Here is an 18,834-nt window from a genome sequence, read left to right as displayed (position 1 = left end):
GGTTATGTTCCAACACTGAGCGTGGCGCGCTGCTTGCGGAGCAGCGCGATCACGGACAGCGCCGTGATCAACCCGGTCTTGGGATTCTCGGACGGGATGTTCTCGATTGACATCGAGAAGCGCGCCGAATCTGCTTCGACCTCGATGCGATGAACATTGCGCGTCACGGTGGGGTCGGCCCAGATCTGCACCAGGGTGCGATCCGGCCCGACGCCCGCGAGCGACAGCGCGACTGCGACGTTGAGATTGGCCGGAAAGCCTTTCGCAGCCTCCCGCGCGGTGCCCTCGAACAGCTTCAGCGGCTCGCGCAAATGGTCGATATCGATGTTGTTCTGGACGATGAACGGCGCGCCCTTCAAGCCGTCGATCGGCTTGCGCGTCACCATCTTCACCGAATGGATAGTGCCGATCGCGGCGGCGTTGACGGCGTCGAGCCCGATCAGCGCGCCGGTCGGCACCAGGATACGGCCACCATTGGCGCGGGCGAGATCGACAAGATCGAAATTGTCGAGCAGCCCGCCGACGCTGACGACGACCGCGGCCCTGCCGCGTTTCACGGCGGGCTCGACGATCGCGCGGAGTTGGCTGCTCGGCGCGCATTCGACGACGATGTCGGCGGCGTCGCCGAGCTGGTCGAGCGGTAGTACGGATGGCGGACGACGCAGGCCGGAGAGGAACGTCTGATGCTTTGCGGGATCGCGCGCCGCCACGGCAGAGAGCGTCAATCCCTCGATGCCCTGATCGAGCGCGGTCGCGATCTTGGTGCCGATCGAGCCGAGCCCCGCGATGGCAACCCGCAATTGGTTCGAAGCTCTCCGTTCCATCATCGCATTACCCCTCTCGCCAAGCCGATGTCATAGCGCCTCAGGCGTCGCGCGCATAGCTGCGCAGACGCGTCTCGAGCACAGACAGCATCGCGTCGCGGGCCGGATCACGCGAGCCGCGCAGCCATGCGGCAGCGAGCGGCAGCCGGCCGACTGGTCCGATCTGCTTTGGCCGCAGCGGCACGAAGCGCACGCCTGATACCGCCATCCGCGTGCTCCAGCGCGGCACGATCGCGACCCCGAGCCTGGTTGCGACGAGATTGATGATGGTCTGCTTCTCGTCGGCGACCTGCACGATGCGTGGCGTGAGGCCTACCTGCTCGAACAGTCTTATCGTGAGGTCGTGGCTGTGCGGCCGCGAGCGGCGGTCCGGCACCAGCATCGCTTCGTCGGCGATCTCCACCAGCGTGATCGACTTGCGTTTGGCCAGCGCGTGGCGCTGCGGGAAGGCCACGATGGCTGTCTCCTGCAGCAGATCGCGGAATTCGAGCCGCTTGTCCCGCTGAGCCGGCGGACGCACGAAGGCGAGATCGAGCGCGCCAGTCAGGATCTTCGGCAGCAGCCGGACGGTCTTCTCCTCCAGAAGCTGCACCGCGATATCAGGATGCTTTGCACGAAAATCGCGCAGCAATGCTGGCAACAGCCCCGCCGCGGCACTGTCGATGGCGCCGACCCGGAGTTTTCGGGTAGCCCCCGCGCGCGCGCGATTGCGCAGATTGCTCTCGACCGCCTCGACGCGGGCAAGGATGGCACGGGCATCGCGCAGCAGCGTCGCGCCATCTTCCGTCAGCGACACCGCCCGTGTCGTCCGCGCGAACAGCCGCGTGTCCAGATCCTGCTCCAGCAGCTTGATCTGGCGGCCGAGTGCGGAGGGCAGCATCTGCAGATGCTGCGCCGCGCGGCCGAAATGCAACTGCTCGGCCGCCGCGACGAAGCATCGCAACTGATGCAATTCCATTCGCAGTCCTCTGATCCTGCGATGGGATTATATCATTTTTTTGTATAAACCAGTGCCGATTGAGTCCCCCAGCCGCTCCCGCCTAGGTTGGCTTCCGGAGTGGACCTTCAGGGTCCGCCGTCACAACGGAATCAGGGAGGCTGGGATGGCGACCGAGATTCAGACGCGCGTGCTGCGCAAGATCACATGGCGCATCGTTCCCTTCATCATGCTGCTCTACTTCGTGGCCTTCATCGACCGCGTCAATATCGGCTTCGCCTCGCTGACGATGAACAAGGACATCGGCCTGTCGCCGACCGTCTACGGCTTTGGCGCCGGCATCTTCTTCTGGGGCTACTTCCTGTTCGAGGTACCCTCCAACATCATCCTGCACAAGGTCGGCGCGCGGATCTGGATCGCGCGGGTGATGATCACCTGGGGCATTGTGTCGGCCGCGATGGCCTTCGTGCAGGGCCCGACCAGCTTCTACGCGCTGCGCTTCCTGCTGGGCGTCGCCGAGGCCGGGTTCTTTCCCGGTATCATCCTCTACCTCTCCTACTGGTTCCCGGCACGCCAGCGTGCGGCCGTGACTGCGCTGTTCATGGCGGCGGCGCCGCTCTCGACCGTGCTGGGATCGCCCGTTTCGGGCGCGCTGCTGGAGATGGATGGAATGCTCGGCTTCAAGGGCTGGCAATGGCTGTTCGTGCTGGAGGCGCTGCCGGCGGTGCTGCTGGGGTTCGTGGTGCTGGCATTCCTCACAGACCGCCCGGAGAAAGCAAAATGGCTCGCGGATGACGAGCGGCGCTGGCTGGTCGAGACCATGAACGTAGAGACCACCAGCAAAGCTGCGACCGCGAAGCATAGCATCTGGCGAGGGCTGGCCGATCCGCGGGTGCTGGCGCTGGCGCTGATCTATTTCGGCACCTCGGCCGGCCTCTACACGCTCGGCGTCTGGGCGCCGCAGATCATCAAGCAGTTCGGCTTGTCCTCGCTCCAGGTCGGATTCCTCAACGCGCTGCCGGCGAGCGCCGCCGTCGTCGCCATGGTGCTGTGGGCGCGCCATTCGGATCGCACCGACGAGCGCACCTGGCACGTCGTTCTGGCCTGCCTGCTCGCGGCGGCGGGGCTCGCCTTTGCCGGACTTGCGACCGGCGTCGCGACCGTGCTGATCGCGCTGGCGCTCGTCAACATCGGCATCTCCTCGGCGAAGCCACCGCTGTGGAGCATGCCGACGTTATTCCTCTCCGGCCCCGCGGCCGCGGCGGGCATCGCCACCATCAACTCGATCGGCAACCTCGGCGGCTTCGTGGGGCCCGCCATGATCGGCTGGATCAAGGACCAGACCGGCAGCTTTGTCGGCGGGCTCTACTGCGTTGCAGGCCTGCTGGTTCTCTCCGCGGTCCTGACCCTGCTATTGTCGCGGGCGCAGACCGCCCGCGTCGAACCCGTCACGCAATCCCACTGACACCCAACGGAGCATCCTCATGCGCACCCATTCGATTGCAGCGATTCCCGCCGACGGCATCGGCCCCGAGGTCATCTCCGCGGGCGTTCGCGTGCTGGAGGCGCTGGCCAAACGCAGCGGCGACCTCGCTTTCAACATCAAGACCTTTGACTGGGGCTCGGACTATTACAAGAAGCACGGCGTCATGATGCCGGCCGACGGGCTTGCGGAGCTGAAGAAGTTCGACGCGATCTATTTCGGCGCGGTCGGTGCGCCCGACGTGCCCGACCACATCACGCTGTGGGGCCTGCGGCTGCCGATCTGCCAGGGCTTTGACCAATACGCCAATGTGCGGCCGACCAAGATCTTGCCGGGCGTCGCTTCGCCGCTGCGCAATGTCGGCGTCGGCGACCTCGACTGGGTGATCGTGCGCGAGAATTCGGAGGGCGAGTATGCCGGCATGGGTGGCCGCGCCCACAGGGGTCTCCCGGAAGAGGTCGGCACCGAGGTCGCGGTGTTCACCCGCGTCGGCGTGACGCGGATCATGCGCTATGCGTTCGAGCTCGCGCGGTCGCGCCCACGCAAGTTCCTGACCGTCGTGACCAAGTCGAACGCGCAGCGCCATGGCATGGTGATGTGGGACGAGATCGCCGCCGAGGTCGCGGCCGAATTCCCTGATGTGACCTGGGACAAGATGCTGGTCGACGCCATGACGGTGCGCATGACACTGCATCCGAAGAGCCTCGACACCATCGTCGCGACCAATTTGCACGCCGACATCCTCTCCGACCTCGCCGGCGCACTGGCGGGAAGCCTCGGCGTCGCGCCGACCGGCAATATCGATCCGCAGCGCCGCTTCCCGTCGATGTTCGAGCCGATCCACGGCTCGGCCTTCGACATCACCGGCAAGGGCATCGCCAACCCGGTCGCGACGTTCTGGACCGGCGCACAGATGCTGGAGCATCTCGGCGAGAAGGACGCGGCGGTGCGGTTGATGGCGGCGGTGGAGAAAGTATGCGCAGCCGGCGTGCTGACACCCGATGTCGGTGGCACGGCGACGACGAAGGACGTGACGGACGCCGTGATCGAGGCGATCCAGGGATCAAACGTGTAGTCCGAACTACGTCTCTCCCTCCCCCGTTCCTTGCGGGGAGAGGGTAGGAGCGGGAGCCGCCAAGGATTTCCAAAAAATTTTGGACCCCCTCTTGAAACCAAAACGGGCTTTTTTTATTTTTCCGCTGCCGCCGAGAGGTGGCGTTCCCGACGCCTGGTGGGTCGGGAAACTGAGACGGGCACCGGTCGTGTCCGGTGTCGTTCGTATCCATTTTGCTCCTTGGAGGATCTGGCTATGCGCACTTACGACTTCTCTCCCTTGTGGCGTTCGACCGTTGGCTTCGACCGCCTTTTCGACCTCGTTGAAACGGCACAGCGTGCCGGCGAGGACAACTATCCCCCCTACAACATTGAACGCCTCGGCGAGGATCGCTACCAGATTTCGCTTGCGATTGCGGGCTTTGCACCCAACGAAGTCACGGTGACTGCCGAGCAGAACGCGGTGACCGTCGAGGGAAATAAGCCGGACAGAACCGAACGCGAATATCTCTACCGGGGCATTTCCGCGCGGCCGTTCAAGCGGCAGTTTAACCTAGCCGATTATGTTCAGGTGCACAGCGCCTCGTTCGAGAACGGCCTGCTGAAGATCGAACTGGTCCGGGAAATCCCTGAAGCCATGAAGCCGCGGCGAATTGCCATCAATGCCGCGCCGTCCAGCAATGTGCATCAACTCGAAGGCAAAGCCGCCTGAATTCGGTCTGTCGAAGACCCGGTGATCCCGCCCGATCGTCGGGCGGGATCACCACGGCCTTCGATCCGCGTACCGAATGCAAGTCAGAGGTTTAGAGAAAGGAGGAGGACCTCTCATGCTCGATCATATCGACAACGTCATCGATCTGAACGCGATATTGCACCCTGGCTCTGTCTATGATCATCCCCGCGACGTCATAGCCGACCCAACGCTGTCGATCGGCGAGAAGCGCGCGATCCTTGCGTCCTGGGCTTCGGATGCAGCCAGTATCGCCTCGAGTCCGGCATTGCGGGAGCTGCCCGGCTCGGGCAAAGCCGTCACCATCGACGAAATTCTGGAAGCGCTCGCGAGCCTCGACCACCGTCCAAAGGGGCCTCCGGGCGGCAAGCCGGTCCGCACGCGATCGGTCGAGCGAACCGGCCTCGCAGCCTAGGCAACGACAGCTCAACGGGGATTGCGATGATGGTCGATGAAGAGCTGGCCTTGTTGCGCGGCCACCGCAGCAACATCAGCCGCTATCAGCGGTTGCTCAAGACCGAGCTGACCGAGTTCGAACGGCGGTTCATCGAGCGACGTTTGTCCGAGGAGCGCTCGGCGATCGAGAAGCTCGCCGTCTCCGCCTTTCCGCTCACCTTCCAGGCTCCGAACCGGGCGATGGGGAACGCAGCCACGCGCCTGACGGCGAGCAGCCACGGGTAATCGACATGCCCGAACAGCTCCCGACATTCGAGGTGTTCCTGAAGAAATGCGGTCGAAGGACATGGCGGTGGCGTGTCTGCACAACCGAAGGACGCCTGGTCATGCACGGCTTCGAAAATGGCCGACCCGCTGCAAAATATGCGGCCGAGAGGGCCTTGTTTCTGATGCTTCTCGCCGCGCCCTATCGTCCGGCGGGCCGGGCTTCCGCCACGGCTCGCTCCCCAATGCGTGAATGACAGAGGCCGCGAGGGATGGTGCCTGGCGGCAGCCAAGCTCCATCCCGGCCATCTCCGTTGCTGACCGCTTACCGCCGTCCGGGCGGCGGGGTCGCCATGGCGGCCGTCGGCTCCGGTGGCGTCAGGTGGCGCGGGACGATGATGGACTGGCCGGGGGTGAGCGTTGCGTTCTCCGGCAGCGAGTTGCTCTGCGCCAGCGACCACAACGGCACGCGATTGGCTGCCGCGATGCTCTCCATGGTGTCGCCGCGGCGCACCGGTAGCCGCACGCCACTGTCCCACAATTCGACCAACGTATTCGCCGGCACGAGATAGCGCAGCGGCACGGCATCGACCTGCGTCTGGGGCGGAATGCGCGGCAACTGCGTGACCATGTCGACGATCTGACGGTGGATGTCGTCGGACTTCTCGATGTTGATGTGGCTGACCCGCGCGTTCTCCTTCAAATCATAGCTCGCATAGTGACCGCGATAACCCGGCACCGCGACCACGTTGCCGCCGCCAAGCACGCTGTCGGAGAGATAGATGTTGATGAAGCGCTCGACATTGAGCGGCACGTCGCCGGTCGCATGCGCGGGATCGATGGTGATGACGAGGCTGATCGGGACGTTCTCCTTGGCCGCCATCTCGGAGATGACGATCGAGCAAAGCCCGCCCATCGAATGCCCGATCAGCACGATCGGCGCCGGCGTTTCCTTGTAGCTGGAGATGGCACGATCGCCGATCCATCGGCAGATGGTGAATTCATAGACGTTGGCCGAAAAGCCGGCCTGCGTCAGCTTCTCTTCGAGCCGGTCCATGCCGGTGGAGAAGAACGGCCCCATGGCGCCACGGAACAGGTAGATCTTCGGCGGCGGCAACGGCTCGAACGGTGGGGGCGGCGGCGCCGCGGGGGCGGCCGCGGCGGGCTTCGTCTTGGCAGGTGAGGCAACGGCCGTCCCGGTGCTGAAGGCGAGCAGCGCAACGGCTGCCAGCGCGAGGAGTCGCCTCAAATCGATCATCAGTCCAGCAGTCCCACTCCGGGAGGCTGCAGCCTCCCCCAAAGGCGCTTAGTGACGGTCGATTGGGTGGAATTTGGGGCACGGAACCGGGCTCGATCCGCGCTCATTCCAGCATCTCGACACCCAATCACTGCATGCTCTTGAGCCTGCTGCGGTGCGCGGCTTGTTTCGCGCGGTTGCCACAGACCGCCATGATGCACCATCGCCGCGCGCGCCTGCGCGTGTGGTCGGCAAACAGCATAGTGCAGTTGTGCCCCTCGCACGCCTTGACGTTCGAAAAGTCCTCCTCGCAGACGAACTTCGCCATAGCTTCGCCAACCGGCAGCAATAGCGCTTCCGGCGATCGCCAGCGCCGCCTCATCCGCAATGCCAGAGCGCCGCCATCGTCGTGCCCGGGCTCGATGCGGCTGAAGGATTCGTCGCGCTCCAGCAGGCTGTTCAACGGACCGAGCTCGCGCAAGGCATCTGTCGTGAGCGGCCGGCCCGCATGCTTGCGCACGAACCCCCTGAACCATTCGCGCAAGGCGCGCGCCTGATCCGCGACCTTGTCCAGCTCGTCCGGCGTGGCGTGTGCCTTCAGCGCGTGCAGATCATCCGCCGGCACCAGCTTCGCTTGCGCCAGCCAGTCGATCAGGCCATCGCCGTCATCGATCCAGTCCACGGGCGTATCGACCGGCGTCGCCACCGAGTTGAGGAAGTCGAGGCCGAGCGAGTCGGCGATGAACATGGCAGGCGGGCGGTCCATCAGCGGTCCTTGGCCGGTCGGGAGAACATGGACCTAGATAACCAGTTAAAACGTTATTGACAAGTTACGACGCCTGACGGTAACCTATTAAGTAGCTTTTGTACGGTTACTGCCAATGGAGAATGTCATGGCCTCAATCACGTACCGCAGCGCGGATGTCGACGGATTCAAGGTGGCCTATCGCGAGGCCGGCACTGTCGGAGCGCCAAAACTCCTGCTGCTGCACGGCTTCCCGAGCGCAGGCCACATGTTTCGCGACCTCATTCCGCTGCTTGCGGACAGGTTTCATATCGTGGCGCCCGATCTTCCCGGCTTCGGCCAATCCGACATGCCTTCGCGCGAAAGCTTCCGTTACACGTTCGATAGCGTCGCACGCGTGATCGAACGCTTCACCGAAGTGATCGGCTTCGACCGCTTCGCGGTCTACGTCTTCGACTACGGCGCGCCGACTGGTTTCCGACTTGCGCTCAGTCACCCCGAGCGGATCACGGCGATCATCTCGCAGAACGGCAACGCCTATGAGGATGGCCTCAGCGACAACTGGACTCCGCTCAAGGCCTATTGGCAGGATCCCTCGCCGGCCAATCGCGAGGCGCTCCGCGCGCTCCTCACGCCGGAGGCGACGCGCTGGCAGTACACGCATGGTGTTTCCGATCCGATGACCGTGTCACCGGACGGTCAGAACCTCGACAATTTCTACCTCGCGCGCCCGGGCTCGGACGACGTGCAGCTCGACCTTTTCGGCGACTACAAGAGCAACGTCGCGCTCTACCCCGCCTTCCAGGACTATTTCCGCAAGCACAAGCCGCCGTTCCTGGCGGTCTGGGGCAAGAACGATCCATTCTTCATTCCGCCCGGCGCCGAAGCGTTCAAGCGCGATAATCCGAACGCCGTGGTGCAGTTCTTTGACACCGGTCATTTCGCACTGGAGACGCACGCGAAGGAGATCGCGGACAGCATTCGCGCCTTCCTGACGTAACGGGGGCTGTCCGCCGCGACGTTTATGCCGCCAAGCTCTGCTGATCGCGGAATGCGCTGATCGCCATATGGACGAGATGCAGCTTGCCCTTGACCGCCGGCGATATGTCGAACGGATATGCGTCGCTCATCCCAAGCGAGCGGTTGAGTTCGTTGATGCTGCGGGCAAGCGGCATCCACAGGGCCAGGAGTGCCTCGAAGTCGCTCTCGAGATAGGGATCTGTGAGGGTCTGGCGGGCGCGCTCGTCCAGCGACAACGGCAAACCTGCCAGCGAGTCGAGCGTCGACACGATATGCAGGAAATGCGCGAACGTTTCCGCCCAATCCTCCCAAGGGTGGGACGTGGCGTACTCGCTGATGAAGCCGCTTCGGTCGTATGAACGATCGGCGCGGCTGTAATAGGAGTTGATCGCGGCCTGATAGTCCTGCGCCTGGTCACCGAAGATCAACTTGAACGGCGCCTGGAATGTCGTGCCGTCAACGAGCAAGTCCCAATAGAAATGACCGATCTCGTGTCGGAAATGCCCGAGCAACGTGCGATACGGCTCCCGGAATGCCACGCGGCGAGCTTCCCGCTCGACATCGTCGGCCTCCGCAAGGTTGAGCGTGATCAGGCCCGACAGATGCCCCGTCAGGATCGGACTGACCTCGTCCGAGAGAATGTCGAACGCCAATGGTTCGCCGCTGCGCGATGCGAGCGGAAGCCTGAGGCGACCGAGATCATAGAGAAGACGGCGCTTGGCTTGCTCCATGCGGCGCCAGAGCATGATGTTTCGGGTGCTGCCGAGGTTTGGAATCGTACGCGTGAGGCGGCACGAGGCGCAATACCAGTCCGCGCCCTCGACACACCAGTTGCAACCGATGATCTCGCGGTTCCGGCAAGATTGATGGGATGCAAGTTTCGTCATGTCGATGCGCGAGGAATCGAACGCCAGCTCGGTGCTGCAATTCGCGCAGGCGACGTGCTCGAACGAGACAGGATGGCGGCATGACGGGCACTGAAAAAACTTCACGTGGACTGGCCCCAGACAGACGGCACGCCGGAAAACCGGCCTGTCAATTCGAGGAACTCTTAACTCTTGCGACCGTCGCGGTTGCCGCGAGCAGCGCCCGCTGCGTTCGCAGCGCGCGCTGCCTCAACAGGCCGGCTCGCGTCGCGCTCAACTGGCGCGATTGCGGTTGCGGCTTTTTCTCAAGGACGTTTTCGGAAACAGGCCGACCGGGCCACGCCCGCTCGGGCTGAACCGCCATGGGGCCGACGTTTCGTTTCCTTGTCATGGTGTGACAACACCAGATCGCGTGCCGAGTTCCCTTCACTCGACCGGCGGGTGATCGAGCTTGGCTTGTGCAGATACGACAATGCCGCCGTCAGCGTGACGGCGGCATTGTCAATTCAGCGGCTTGCGGCGAAGGGCTTAATTCCGGGGAGCTGTTGCCGCCGCCGAGCGCGCCGGCCTGGGCGCGCCGGGTTCGGCAACCGGAGCAGGTGCGCGCGAGCGCATGATTGCCGCGTCGATCTCAGCAATCACGCGGCGCTGGATCGCCTCGTTCTTGTCGATCGAGATGTGGCCGACGCCGGAGCCGCGGACGTCGACATTGTCGAGCTTGCCGCGAAAACCGTCGGCGCGCTTCACCGGTTCGCCGGGGCCGTCGCCGATATAGATGTTGATGTAGCGTTCGGCGCCGGTCGACAGCTTGGTCTTGAACACGGAGTCGAGCCCGATCGCGAGCTTCACGGGCACGCCAAGACGGTTGAGCTTGGCGATCATGTCCGGCAGCGCGGTCGCGCCGGAGGAGTGCCCGACCAGCACGATGGTCTTGAGCCGGCCGGCCTTGTAGGCGGTGGCGGCCTCATCGGCGAGCGAGGACCAGGACACGAAATTCGAGACGGTCACCGGGATGCCCTGCGCCTGGAGCCGGGCGCCGATCGTGTCGAGCCCGAGCGAGAAGATGTTGAGCACGCCGCGGAGCAGGTAGACATGCGTGGTCGCGACCGCAGCCTGGCTCGGCGCCGCCTTGGCGGTCGTCGGGCTGATGGCAACAGCTGACAGCAGGAGCAGGCCCATCGCCCAGGCACGGAGGGCGGACAACTGGCTGGCGCCAGCGGTGTGACGGCCGTTCGGTCTCATCGATCTTTTCCCTGGGAATATGCTTCGGCCGGAATCGTAGCCATGGCCTGCTCGCAGACGCAACAAAGAGCCGCGTGAATAACGATCTTAGCAGCAAGCCGTGACCATCGCGCAACACTTGCCCGAAACCTGCCACGGAAGGGCCTGTTTCGAGGCCATTTTTCTCCGGCTAATTGCAGCCGCGCAAGGGCATTCCTATCTCAGGGCTCCGCTGACCTGCCCCTCCCGGCAGGTTCCAGCCGCCCCTCCCCAGCTTCGCCCCTCAGACTTGCGGCCATCATGTCCTCCATCATTTCCGTCGCCAATTTGTCGAAGACCTATGGGTCCGGCTTCAAGGCGCTAAAGAACGTCAATCTCGACATCAAGCGCGGCGAGATCTTCGCGTTGCTCGGCCCCAACGGCGCCGGCAAGACCACGCTGATCTCGATCATCTGCGGCATTGCCAATCCGAGCGAAGGCAAGGTCCTGGTCGGCGGCGAGAACATCCAGACCTCCTATCGCAAGGCGCGCTCGCTGATCGGGCTGGTGCCGCAGGAATTGCACACCGATGCCTTCGAAAGCGTGTGGGCGACCGTGAGCTTCTCCCGCGGGCTGTTCGGCAAGCCGAAGAACCCTGATCATATCGAGAAGGTGCTGAAGGACCTCTCGCTGTGGGACAAGAAGGACAGCAAGATCATCACGCTCTCCGGCGGCATGAAGCGTCGCGTGATGATCGCCAAAGCGCTGTCGCACGAGCCGCAGATCCTGTTCCTGGACGAGCCGACCGCCGGCGTCGACGTCGAGCTGCGCAAGGGGATGTGGGAGGTGGTGCGCACGCTCCAGCAATCCGGCGTCACCATCATCCTGACCACGCATTACATCGAGGAAGCCGAGGAGATGGCCGACCGCATCGGCGTCATCAACAAGGGCGAGATCGTGCTGGTCGAGGACAAGGCTACCTTGATGCAGAAGCTCGGCAAGAAGCGGCTGACGCTGCATCTGCAAGGCAAGCTCGATGCGCTGCCGGAGAGCCTCAGGCATTACGAGCTCGACCTCTGCGACGGCGGCGCGACCCTGGTCTACGATTACGACACCAAGGGCGAGCGCACCGGCATCACCAGCCTGCTCGGCGACCTCCGCACCGCCGGCATCCGTTTCAACGATCTCGACACGACGCAATCGTCGCTCGAGGACATCTTCGTCGATCTCGTGAGGGCGTCATGAACTACCGCGCTGTCCGCGCCATCTATCTGTTCGAAATGGCGCGCACCTGGCGCACGCTGCTGCAAAGCATCGTGTCGCCGGTGGTCTCGACCTCGCTGTATTTCGTGGTGTTCGGCGCCGCGATCGGCTCGCGCATCAGCCAGGTCGAGGGCGTCAGCTACGGCACCTTCATCGTGCCGGGCCTGATCATGCTCTCGGTGCTGACGCAGAGCATCGCCAACGCCTCGTTCGGCATCTACTTCCCGAAATTCACCGGCACGATCTACGAGATCCTGTCGGCGCCGATCTCCTATTTCGAGATCGTGCTCGGCTATGTCGGCGCGGCCGCGACCAAATCGATCATCCTCGGCCTGATCATCCTCGCCACGGCCGGCCTGTTCGTGCCGCTGCACATCCACCATCCGGTCTGGATGTTGGCCTTCCTGGTGCTGACGGCGGTGACGTTCAGCCTGTTCGGCTTCATCATCGGCATCTGGGCCGACGGGTTCGAAAAGCTCCAGATGATCCCGATGCTGGTGGTGACGCCGCTGACCTTCCTCGGCGGCAGCTTCTATTCCATCGACATGCTGCCGCCCGCCTGGCGCACGGTGGCGCTGCTCAATCCGGTCGTCTATCTGATCTCCGGCTTCCGCTGGAGCTTCTACGAGATCGCGGACGTCAGCATGGCCGTCAGCATCGGCATGACGACGGCGTTCCTGGTGATCTGCCTGGTCGCGATCTGGTGGATTTTCCGCACCGGATATCGGTTGAAGAACTGAGCCCGGCCGTCATTCCGAGGGCACGCGCGCGCCCCGGAATCGCCAGGGGTTACCGATAGCAGTGGAAGCGGTTGTATCCGTCGTAATAGCCGCGGCAGCGACGGTGGCCGCGATGGGGAATGCCGAACACCCCCTCGACCGCGCCGACGGCACCGCCGACACCCGCGCCGACCGCGCCCCCAACCACGCCGCCGACGGGGCCGGCTATCCGGTTGCCTTCATAAGAACCTTCCTGGGCGCCCCGAACGATGCCTTGGGCATGGCCAGGCTGTGGGATGCAGGACAGCGCGGCCAGAACGGCGGCGCCAGCGAAGAGCAGACGGAAAGGCAGACCGGCCGGCCGAGAAGCGGCGGCGACGCAAACTTTGTTCATCTTCATTCCCAAAGGTAAAACCGGCGGCGGAAGCCGCCGGTCGAGGCAACGATCATCAACGCCGATGCGGCCAAATGGTTGCCCGGATGGTTGCGCCATTCTGATGAATTGTCGGCATTATGAACGCATCTCCCGCTCGCGAAAATGTCAGCGCCGCCGCTGGCTTTGCGGCACTAAGCGGCCTTGCTTACGCCGGGCGTCCCGTTAACGATGGCAATAAGGTTAGCTTTGCAGGCCGCTGGAACGAAAGCCGGATTGCAGGCATAGTGCACGCCGGGGGACGGAGAGCCGCGGCGCCTAGTGTGAACAGGCCGGAGGCCACAAGTCAGATGCGTTCGTTTTTTATTGCTTTCACCTCCCTGATGCTTTTGAGCGCGGGCACCGCGCAGGCCAAGGTCGAGATCACCGTCGACAAGGACAATCAGCAGATGACCGTCGCTGTCGACGGCGTCGCGCGCTACCACTGGCCGGTGTCGACAGGCATCCCCTCGCGGGAGACGCCGAACGGCGCGTTCCGCACTTTCCGCATGGAAGAGGATCACTACTCCAAGGAATTCGACGACGCGCCGATGCCGCACGCGATCTTCTTCACCAAGGTCGGGCACGCCATCCACGGCACCGACTCGGTCGGCCGGCTCGGCACGCCCGCCTCGCATGGCTGCGTGCGGCTGTCGCGCCAGAATGCCACGACGCTCTACGCGCTGGTGCAGCAGCAGGGCGTGCTCAACACCACGGTGACGCTGACCGGCTCGGCGCAGGTGGCGCTGGCGCGCAATCCGCGTGGCCGCAACCCCACGGCAGTGGCCCGCGCGCCGCAGCCCGCTGAAGACCAATACGCCACATCAGGCGATCCTGTGAACCTGACGCCTCAGGCTGCACCTGCCCGCCGCTACATGCCGCAGGATGACAACTACATCTATCCGGCCGACGGCAGCGACACCGGCGCGCGCTACCCCGCCCCACGCGGCAGCCGTCCGCTCTATGACGCACAAGTCTATCAGCAGCAGCCGCAGCAATATTACAATCAGGGCAACGGCACCTACTATCAGCCGCAGCCCCGGCAGGTTTACCAACCGCGTGGCTATTATTACCAGAACTGACCCTATCTGAACGCGGCGTTGCCGCGCCAGCGAATCAGAAAGCCGCTGCCGCGACGGGCGCTTGCGGCAGTCGACCGCAGGAATAGCGCCAGCCTGTGCACGGATTGGGCACCGGCCGACGCAAGGAAGCAACAGTCCACAACCTTCAACGCAGCGGCGTTCCGACCAAATTGACAACCAGGGGGTCAGCCCTATTGTCGTTCCCATTGTTTCTGGGACATGACATGACACGCGAGCAGATTTCGGATTTCTGCGTTACCGCCCTGGCAAATATCCTGCGAATTTCGAAGGACCGCGTCGACATCGGCACGAAGTTCAGCCGCCTCGGGCTCGATTCGGCGATGCTGGTCTACCTGATGATGGAACTCGAGGAGAAGCTCGACCTCGAACTGTCGACGGACTACTTCTACGACCATCCGACCGTTGAGGCGCTGTCGCGATTTCTCGCCGACAGGCGCGCACTCCGCCCCGCCGCCTGAGGGCGGCTGAAGCCGGCGCAACCCATGGAAACCTTCCGCTCGCTCGTGGCACTTCTGGCCCGGCGTGCGGCGGACCAGGCCGACGACCGCGCCTATGTCTTCGTCTCCGATCGCGGGACGGAGGAAGCTGTCCTCACCTTTCGACAGCTGCACGATGCCGCGGGCGCGCTCGCGTCACGACTGACCGCGGCCGCGCGTCCCGGCGACCGCGCCATCCTGGTGTTTCCGCCCGGCATCGAATTCATGGTGGCGTTCTTCGGCTGTCTGATGGCCGGCATCATCGCCGTGCCGATGATGATGCCACGGCGAAGCAGCGCGCGCGATGCCAGCGCCGCGATCCTCGCCAATTGCACGCCAACGGTGGCGCTGACAAATTCGGCCGCCGGGCTCCGTGGTGATCTGCGGGCACGCTTCGCGCATGAGAACATTCGCTGGATCGAGGTCGATCTCGCCGCGGCCGACGATGAGACAATCGAACTGCCCGAGCCGGCGCCGGACGACACCGCCTTCCTGCAATACACCTCCGGCTCGACGTCTGCGCCCAAAGGCGTGATGGTGAGCCACGCCAATCTGCTCGCTAATCTCGAGATGATCCGGCTCGCGCTCGGCAACACCCGGCAATCGACTTACGTCAATTGGGTGCCGCTCTATCACGACATGGGGCTGATCCTGAACGCGCTGCAGGCGCTCTATGTTGGGGCGACCTGCGTGCTGATGGCACCGAATGCGTTCATGCAGCGGCCGCTCGGCTGGCTGCGCGCGATCTCGCACTATCGCGCGGAAGTGGCGTGCGGCCCGAATTTCGGTTTCGATCTCTGCGTCAGCCGCTATCGCGCCGACCAGATGGAGGGCATCGACTTGTCCTCGCTCAGGATCGCGCTGAACGGCGCAGAGCCGGTGCATGCGGAAACCATCCAGCGGTTCATCCAGACATTCGCGCCCCACGGCTTCGATCCGCGCGCGATGTACCCCGCCTACGGAATGGCGGAAGCGACGCTCCTGATTTCCGGCGGACGCCGTGGCGGCGGTCATGTCACACGCAGCCTGAGCCGCACGGCGCTGCAGGCGCACGCTGCGGAAGCGCCTTCCGACGCGGAAGATACGCAGTTAGCCGTCGGCTGCGGCCGCGCACTCACCGGCGAACGGATCGCCATCGTGGAGGGAGAGAACCGCACACGCCTGCCCGCCGACCGCGTCGGTGAGATATGGGTGAACGGCGCCAATATTGCCCGCGCCTATTGGCGCAACGACGAGGCGACGCACGAGGGGCTCAATGCGCAGATTGCCGGCGAAAATGGGGCGTGGCTGCGCACCGGCGACCTCGGCTTCCTCGACGTGACAGGCGAATTGTTCGTCACGGGACGGATCAAGGACCTCATCATCGTCCGCGGCATCAACCATTATCCCCAGGACGTCGAGCGCACGGTGCAATCCCTCGATGGAGCTTTGCGCGAAAATTGCGGCGCGGCGTTCTCGGTGCCGGACGAAACCGGCGAAGAAATGCTCGTCATCGTCCAGGAAATCGAGCGCACCGCGCGTCACGCGATCGACGCTGAAGCGATCAGGGGCCTAATTCGCGAGGCCGTCGCCGACAACCACGAACTCTCCGCGCGCCACATCGCGCTGATCCGGCCCGGCACCCTGCCGAAGACCACCAGCGGCAAGATCCAGCGCAAGCTGGCGCGTAAGCTCTGGCTCGATGGCGGATTTGAGCAGCTCGGCTGAGACGATTCAGAAATCGATCTTCGCGCTCTCCCCGTCGCGCAGGCTCGCAGCGATCCCTTTCTCGATCTTGCGCGCGAGAATTGGGCGATAATGGATGAAATCGGCAAAATTGGCGTGGTCGCGCGTGAGATCGTTGTCAACGCGGTAGCTGATGAAATTGCTGCGCGGTCGGCCCGCGACCACTTTTTTCAGCGCGGCGTCGCAGGCGCTCCGCTCCAGGGCGGCTTCCGTGCCGGGCTTCGGCACAGTCGTTGCGAAGGTCGGCGGCACGATGATCACGACCGGCACATCGGCCGGCAATGTCCTGAGCATATCTGCCAGCGCAGCGATCTCGGGAAATGTCGCCCGCATCTCGGCGGACGAGGACGGCGCCGGATCCCTGGGCCAGCCGACTTCCTTGAATTGGCCCGGCGGCCAGATGTCCTCGTAGCTGACAAAGCCGTCAGGGTTCATCCGTGGTCGCCGGCCAAGCCCAATACTGATGCGCTGAAAAGCGTGCTCGATCGCCTGCCAGGAGATCAGGCGTGCAGCGTAGGTGACGACGCTTCTGTCATAGAGCCAGTCAGGGAACGGGACGCCGCCCTCCTCCTTCGCCCGCGCATGCGCGCACCAGCCGGGGTCGGCCACGACCACCAGTGCGCCGACCTCGCGGTGATTCCGCAGGAAGAAGTCCAGCACCGCGAGCTCCTGGCGGGGAAATGCACCGGTCATGTAGAGCTGCACGAAGCGCAGGCCGGTCGCGCGCGACAATTCCGCCGGCTCGATCATCTGCGCCGTCGAATTGCCTAGGATCGCGGCATTGAAATCCGGATTCCGCGCGCGGCTCGCGGCCGTGATCTGGGTCAGACGATTGTCGACGCCGTCGATGCCAAGCAGGCCGAGCTTGCCGCTATCATAGGGATCGACCACCACCATCAGTGCGAGCACCAGCAGCGCAGCGGCCATCAACGTGCCCAGACACGCGAGCAAGCTCCGGCCCCAGCCGGGATCAGTCTCAGAACTTGAAGTAGACGAAGTCATGCAGATCCCGACCACCCATGTGGAGCAACAATGCGAACAGCCCAAGACCGAGCAGACCCGCCAGCCACGGATTGGGACGGCGCGTGAGCACCGCCACGATGTCCTGGCTCGCCGGCAGCAGGAAGGCGAACAGCGGCGCTACAATCAGCGGCCACAAATGCTTGCCGCGCTCGAGCGGCAGCGGCGAAACGAGTCCGGCGAAGACATGCCATGCCGCCTCCACGGAGCCCGCGCGGAAGACCACGCCGGTCGCGAGCACGAACAGCACGGTGAGCGCCCAGCCAAGCCATGACGGGAACTCAGGGCCGTAGCGACGCCACAGCGTGCAGGCGACCAGCGCAAGCCCGTGCAGCACGCCCCACAGCACGAAGGTCCAGCTCGCGCCGTGCCAGAGGCCGCACAGCGCCATCGTGATCATCATGGCGGCGAAGAACTGCACCGGCAGCCAGCGCCGCGGCAACAGGCGCAGATTGACCAGCGGATAGAACACGTAGTCGCGGAGGAACAGCATCAGGGTGATGTGCCAGCGCTGCCAGAAATCCTGGATATTGGTCGAGCGCAGCGGTGCATTGAAGTTGTACGGCAGCTGTACGCCGAACAGCAGGCCGAGGCCGATCGCGATGTCGGAATAGCCGGAGAAATCGAACAGGATCTGGAAGGAGAAGCAGAAGGCGAGCCACGCATCGCCGCTGGGCGAGGGCCCGTTCGCTGCCTGCGCGTAGATGGGATCGAGCAGATGCGCGAGGCCGTCGGCGATCACGATTTTTTCGAATAGGCCGATCGCAATGAAGCAGGTCGCCACACAGAACTGGCGCTGCCAGCCCGGAACGTAGACCTGCCTGCCGAACTGATGCATCACCTCCGACCAGCGCGCCAGAGGGCCGGCGATCGCCTGCGGGAAGAAGGCGATGTAGAGCGCGTAGCGGTCGAGCGTATAGAGCGGAGCCCTGCCGCGCTTCAGGTCGACCAGATACATGATGTGATGGAAGGTGAAGAAGGAGATGCCGAGCGGCAACCCGACGTCGAGCACCGGCAGCGTCGTACCGAGGACGAGGCCGAGATTGGCGAGAAGGAAGTTGGCGTATTTGAACAGCGCCAGCACCGCGAGATCGAGCACGATCACCAGTGTCAGCACCGCCGGCCACTTCACGCGCCCATAGGCGACCGAGGCGAGCCAATTGATCGCGATCGAGCCGATCAGGAGCAGGATGAAGGACGGGCTGCCCCAGGCATAGAAGGCGAGCGACAGCGCGACCTGCACGCCGATACGCAAGCCCGGATAGGGATCGGCCAAGCGATAGATCAGCAGCGCCGCGGGCAGGAAGACCAGGAGAAAGGGATAGTCGTTGAACAGCATCGGTTCAAAGCCGCGCCATCGC

20 protein-coding genes are annotated in these 18,834 nt (G+C 64.1%); 11 read left to right on the top strand and 9 right to left on the bottom strand.

The features are described 5' to 3' along the window. Positions 1-2 precede the first annotated feature (2 nt). Both AC0L20_RS11560 and AC0L20_RS11555 read right to left on the bottom strand, forming a co-directional pair. Positions 3-827: an aspartate dehydrogenase gene (locus AC0L20_RS11560; protein WP_473288625.1), complete on the bottom strand. Its 825-nt coding sequence runs from the start codon at positions 825-827 to the stop codon at positions 3-5. 37 nt (positions 828-864) lie between these two features. Then, a complete protein-coding gene (locus tag AC0L20_RS11555; RefSeq protein ID WP_473288624.1) occupies positions 865-1,782 on the bottom strand; it encodes a LysR substrate-binding domain-containing protein in 918 nt (305 codons plus the stop codon). 145 nt (positions 1,783-1,927) lie between these two features. Between AC0L20_RS11555 and AC0L20_RS11550 the strand changes: the two genes are divergently transcribed. From AC0L20_RS11550 to AC0L20_RS11530, 5 genes are all read left to right on the top strand, one after another. Then, on the top strand, positions 1,928-3,226 hold the full coding sequence (locus tag AC0L20_RS11550) for an MFS transporter (RefSeq protein WP_473288623.1): 1,299 nt from the start codon (positions 1,928-1,930) through the stop codon (positions 3,224-3,226). 19 nt (positions 3,227-3,245) lie between these two features. Continuing rightward, a complete protein-coding gene (locus AC0L20_RS11545; RefSeq protein ID WP_473288622.1) occupies positions 3,246-4,319 on the top strand; it encodes a tartrate dehydrogenase in 1,074 nt (357 codons plus the stop codon). Between the two features lie 234 nt (positions 4,320-4,553). Continuing rightward, the gene (hspD, locus tag AC0L20_RS11540) at positions 4,554-5,009 is read left to right on the top strand and encodes a small heat shock protein HspD (RefSeq protein WP_473288621.1); all 456 of its coding nucleotides are present in this window, start codon (positions 4,554-4,556) and stop codon (positions 5,007-5,009) included. Between the two features lie 115 nt (positions 5,010-5,124). Beyond that, on the top strand, positions 5,125-5,442 hold the full coding sequence (locus tag AC0L20_RS11535) for a hypothetical protein (RefSeq protein ID WP_473288620.1): 318 nt from the start codon (positions 5,125-5,127) through the stop codon (positions 5,440-5,442). A gap of 26 nt (positions 5,443-5,468) precedes the next feature. Beyond that, positions 5,469-5,708: a hypothetical protein gene (locus tag AC0L20_RS11530; RefSeq protein ID WP_473288619.1), complete on the top strand. Its 240-nt coding sequence runs from the start codon at positions 5,469-5,471 to the stop codon at positions 5,706-5,708. Between the two features lie 304 nt (positions 5,709-6,012). On the opposite strand, the gene AC0L20_RS11525 is transcribed toward AC0L20_RS11530, so the two are convergent. Beyond that, positions 6,013-6,945 (bottom strand): LysM peptidoglycan-binding domain-containing protein, encoded by a 933-nt coding sequence (locus tag AC0L20_RS11525; protein WP_247288029.1) that lies wholly within the window; start codon positions 6,943-6,945, stop codon positions 6,013-6,015. Positions 6,946-7,072: 127 nt separating this feature from the next. Beyond that, complete coding sequence (locus AC0L20_RS11520) at positions 7,073-7,690, bottom strand: CGNR zinc finger domain-containing protein (RefSeq protein WP_473288618.1); 618 nt, start codon at positions 7,688-7,690, stop codon at positions 7,073-7,075. Positions 7,691-7,817: 127 nt separating this feature from the next. Between AC0L20_RS11520 and AC0L20_RS11515 the strand changes: the two genes are divergently transcribed. Further along, the gene (locus AC0L20_RS11515) at positions 7,818-8,669 is read left to right on the top strand and encodes an alpha/beta fold hydrolase (protein WP_473288617.1); all 852 of its coding nucleotides are present in this window, start codon (positions 7,818-7,820) and stop codon (positions 8,667-8,669) included. A 22-nt stretch (positions 8,670-8,691) separates the two neighbouring features. On the opposite strand, the gene AC0L20_RS11510 is transcribed toward AC0L20_RS11515, so the two are convergent. Both AC0L20_RS11510 and AC0L20_RS11505 read right to left on the bottom strand, forming a co-directional pair. Further along, positions 8,692-9,681 (bottom strand): zinc-binding metallopeptidase family protein, encoded by a 990-nt coding sequence (locus AC0L20_RS11510; protein WP_473288616.1) that lies wholly within the window; start codon positions 9,679-9,681, stop codon positions 8,692-8,694. Between the two features lie 402 nt (positions 9,682-10,083). Then, complete coding sequence (locus tag AC0L20_RS11505; protein WP_027519595.1) at positions 10,084-10,797, bottom strand: hypothetical protein; 714 nt, start codon at positions 10,795-10,797, stop codon at positions 10,084-10,086. Positions 10,798-11,076: 279 nt separating this feature from the next. Here AC0L20_RS11505 and AC0L20_RS11500 point away from each other — a divergent pair, with 279 nt between their 5' ends. Then, positions 11,077-12,000 (top strand): ABC transporter ATP-binding protein, encoded by a 924-nt coding sequence (locus tag AC0L20_RS11500; protein WP_027570727.1) that lies wholly within the window; start codon positions 11,077-11,079, stop codon positions 11,998-12,000. Next, on the top strand, positions 11,997-12,758 hold the full coding sequence (locus tag AC0L20_RS11495) for an ABC transporter permease (RefSeq protein ID WP_354060558.1): 762 nt from the start codon (positions 11,997-11,999) through the stop codon (positions 12,756-12,758). The genes AC0L20_RS11500 and AC0L20_RS11495 overlap by 4 nt, the downstream gene beginning before the upstream one ends. 49 nt (positions 12,759-12,807) lie before the next feature. Here the strand turns inward: AC0L20_RS11495 and AC0L20_RS11490 are convergent, their stop codons facing one another. Continuing rightward, entirely contained in the window at positions 12,808-13,131 is a 324-nt protein-coding gene (locus AC0L20_RS11490) for a hypothetical protein (RefSeq protein ID WP_027519597.1), read from the bottom strand. Between the two features lie 329 nt (positions 13,132-13,460). Here AC0L20_RS11490 and AC0L20_RS11485 point away from each other — a divergent pair, with 329 nt between their 5' ends. The 3 genes from AC0L20_RS11485 to AC0L20_RS11475 all read left to right on the top strand — a co-directional run bounded on the left by AC0L20_RS11485 (position 13,461) and on the right by AC0L20_RS11475 (position 16,435). Continuing rightward, on the top strand, positions 13,461-14,231 hold the full coding sequence (locus AC0L20_RS11485) for a L,D-transpeptidase (RefSeq protein WP_473288615.1): 771 nt from the start codon (positions 13,461-13,463) through the stop codon (positions 14,229-14,231). 224 nt (positions 14,232-14,455) lie between these two features. Continuing rightward, positions 14,456-14,710, top strand: a complete 255-nt coding sequence (locus tag AC0L20_RS11480) for an acyl carrier protein (protein ID WP_473288614.1) — start codon at positions 14,456-14,458, stop codon at positions 14,708-14,710. Positions 14,711-14,734: 24 nt separating this feature from the next. Beyond that, positions 14,735-16,435, top strand: a complete 1,701-nt coding sequence (locus AC0L20_RS11475; protein ID WP_473288613.1) for a fatty acyl-AMP ligase — start codon at positions 14,735-14,737, stop codon at positions 16,433-16,435. A 6-nt stretch (positions 16,436-16,441) separates the two neighbouring features. Here AC0L20_RS11475 and AC0L20_RS11470 read toward each other — a convergent pair whose 3' ends face one another. Continuing rightward, positions 16,442-17,380, bottom strand: coding sequence for a hypothetical protein (locus AC0L20_RS11470; protein WP_473288612.1), 939 nt, complete (start codon positions 17,378-17,380; stop codon positions 16,442-16,444). Positions 17,381-17,429: 49 nt separating this feature from the next. Then, the gene (locus AC0L20_RS11465) at positions 17,430-18,812 is read right to left on the bottom strand and encodes an MBOAT family O-acyltransferase (RefSeq protein WP_473288611.1); all 1,383 of its coding nucleotides are present in this window, start codon (positions 18,810-18,812) and stop codon (positions 17,430-17,432) included. Between the last annotated feature and the right edge of the window lie 22 nt (positions 18,813-18,834).

This window comes from Bradyrhizobium sp. Kon58 (assembly GCF_055807455.1).
The sequence above is the reverse complement of the archived record's forward strand: the minus strand, read 5'-3'. Positions and strand labels throughout refer to the sequence as shown.

Bases quoted from the DNA above. Each gene is read 5' to 3' on its own strand.
- AC0L20_RS11490 (WP_027519597.1), bottom strand. From the start codon at position 13,131: ATGAACAAAGTTTGCGTCGCCGCCGCTTCTCGGCCGGCCGGTCTGCCT.
- AC0L20_RS11555 (WP_473288624.1), bottom strand. From the start codon at position 1,782: ATGGAATTGCATCAGTTGCGATGCTTCGTCGCGGCGGCCGAGCAGTTG.
- AC0L20_RS11500 (WP_027570727.1), top strand. From the start codon at position 11,077: ATGTCCTCCATCATTTCCGTCGCCAATTTGTCGAAGACCTATGGGTCC.
- AC0L20_RS11485 (WP_473288615.1), top strand. From the start codon at position 13,461: ATGCGTTCGTTTTTTATTGCTTTCACCTCCCTGATGCTTTTGAGCGCG.
- AC0L20_RS11545 (WP_473288622.1), top strand. From the start codon at position 3,246: ATGCGCACCCATTCGATTGCAGCGATTCCCGCCGACGGCATCGGCCCC.
- AC0L20_RS11515 (WP_473288617.1), top strand. From the start codon at position 7,818: ATGGCCTCAATCACGTACCGCAGCGCGGATGTCGACGGATTCAAGGTG.
- AC0L20_RS11525 (WP_247288029.1), bottom strand. From the start codon at position 6,945: ATGATCGATTTGAGGCGACTCCTCGCGCTGGCAGCCGTTGCGCTGCTC.
- AC0L20_RS11535 (WP_473288620.1), top strand. From the start codon at position 5,125: ATGCTCGATCATATCGACAACGTCATCGATCTGAACGCGATATTGCAC.
- AC0L20_RS11560 (WP_473288625.1), bottom strand. From the start codon at position 827: ATGATGGAACGGAGAGCTTCGAACCAATTGCGGGTTGCCATCGCGGGG.
- AC0L20_RS11550 (WP_473288623.1), top strand. From the start codon at position 1,928: ATGGCGACCGAGATTCAGACGCGCGTGCTGCGCAAGATCACATGGCGC.
- AC0L20_RS11530 (WP_473288619.1), top strand. From the start codon at position 5,469: ATGATGGTCGATGAAGAGCTGGCCTTGTTGCGCGGCCACCGCAGCAAC.
- AC0L20_RS11470 (WP_473288612.1), bottom strand. From the start codon at position 17,380: ATGGCCGCTGCGCTGCTGGTGCTCGCACTGATGGTGGTGGTCGATCCC.
- AC0L20_RS11480 (WP_473288614.1), top strand. From the start codon at position 14,456: ATGACACGCGAGCAGATTTCGGATTTCTGCGTTACCGCCCTGGCAAAT.
- AC0L20_RS11495 (WP_354060558.1), top strand. From the start codon at position 11,997: ATGAACTACCGCGCTGTCCGCGCCATCTATCTGTTCGAAATGGCGCGC.
- AC0L20_RS11520 (WP_473288618.1), bottom strand. From the start codon at position 7,690: ATGGACCGCCCGCCTGCCATGTTCATCGCCGACTCGCTCGGCCTCGAC.
- AC0L20_RS11505 (WP_027519595.1), bottom strand. From the start codon at position 10,797: ATGAGACCGAACGGCCGTCACACCGCTGGCGCCAGCCAGTTGTCCGCC.
- AC0L20_RS11475 (WP_473288613.1), top strand. From the start codon at position 14,735: ATGGAAACCTTCCGCTCGCTCGTGGCACTTCTGGCCCGGCGTGCGGCG.
- hspD (WP_473288621.1), top strand. From the start codon at position 4,554: ATGCGCACTTACGACTTCTCTCCCTTGTGGCGTTCGACCGTTGGCTTC.
- AC0L20_RS11465 (WP_473288611.1), bottom strand. From the start codon at position 18,812: ATGCTGTTCAACGACTATCCCTTTCTCCTGGTCTTCCTGCCCGCGGCG.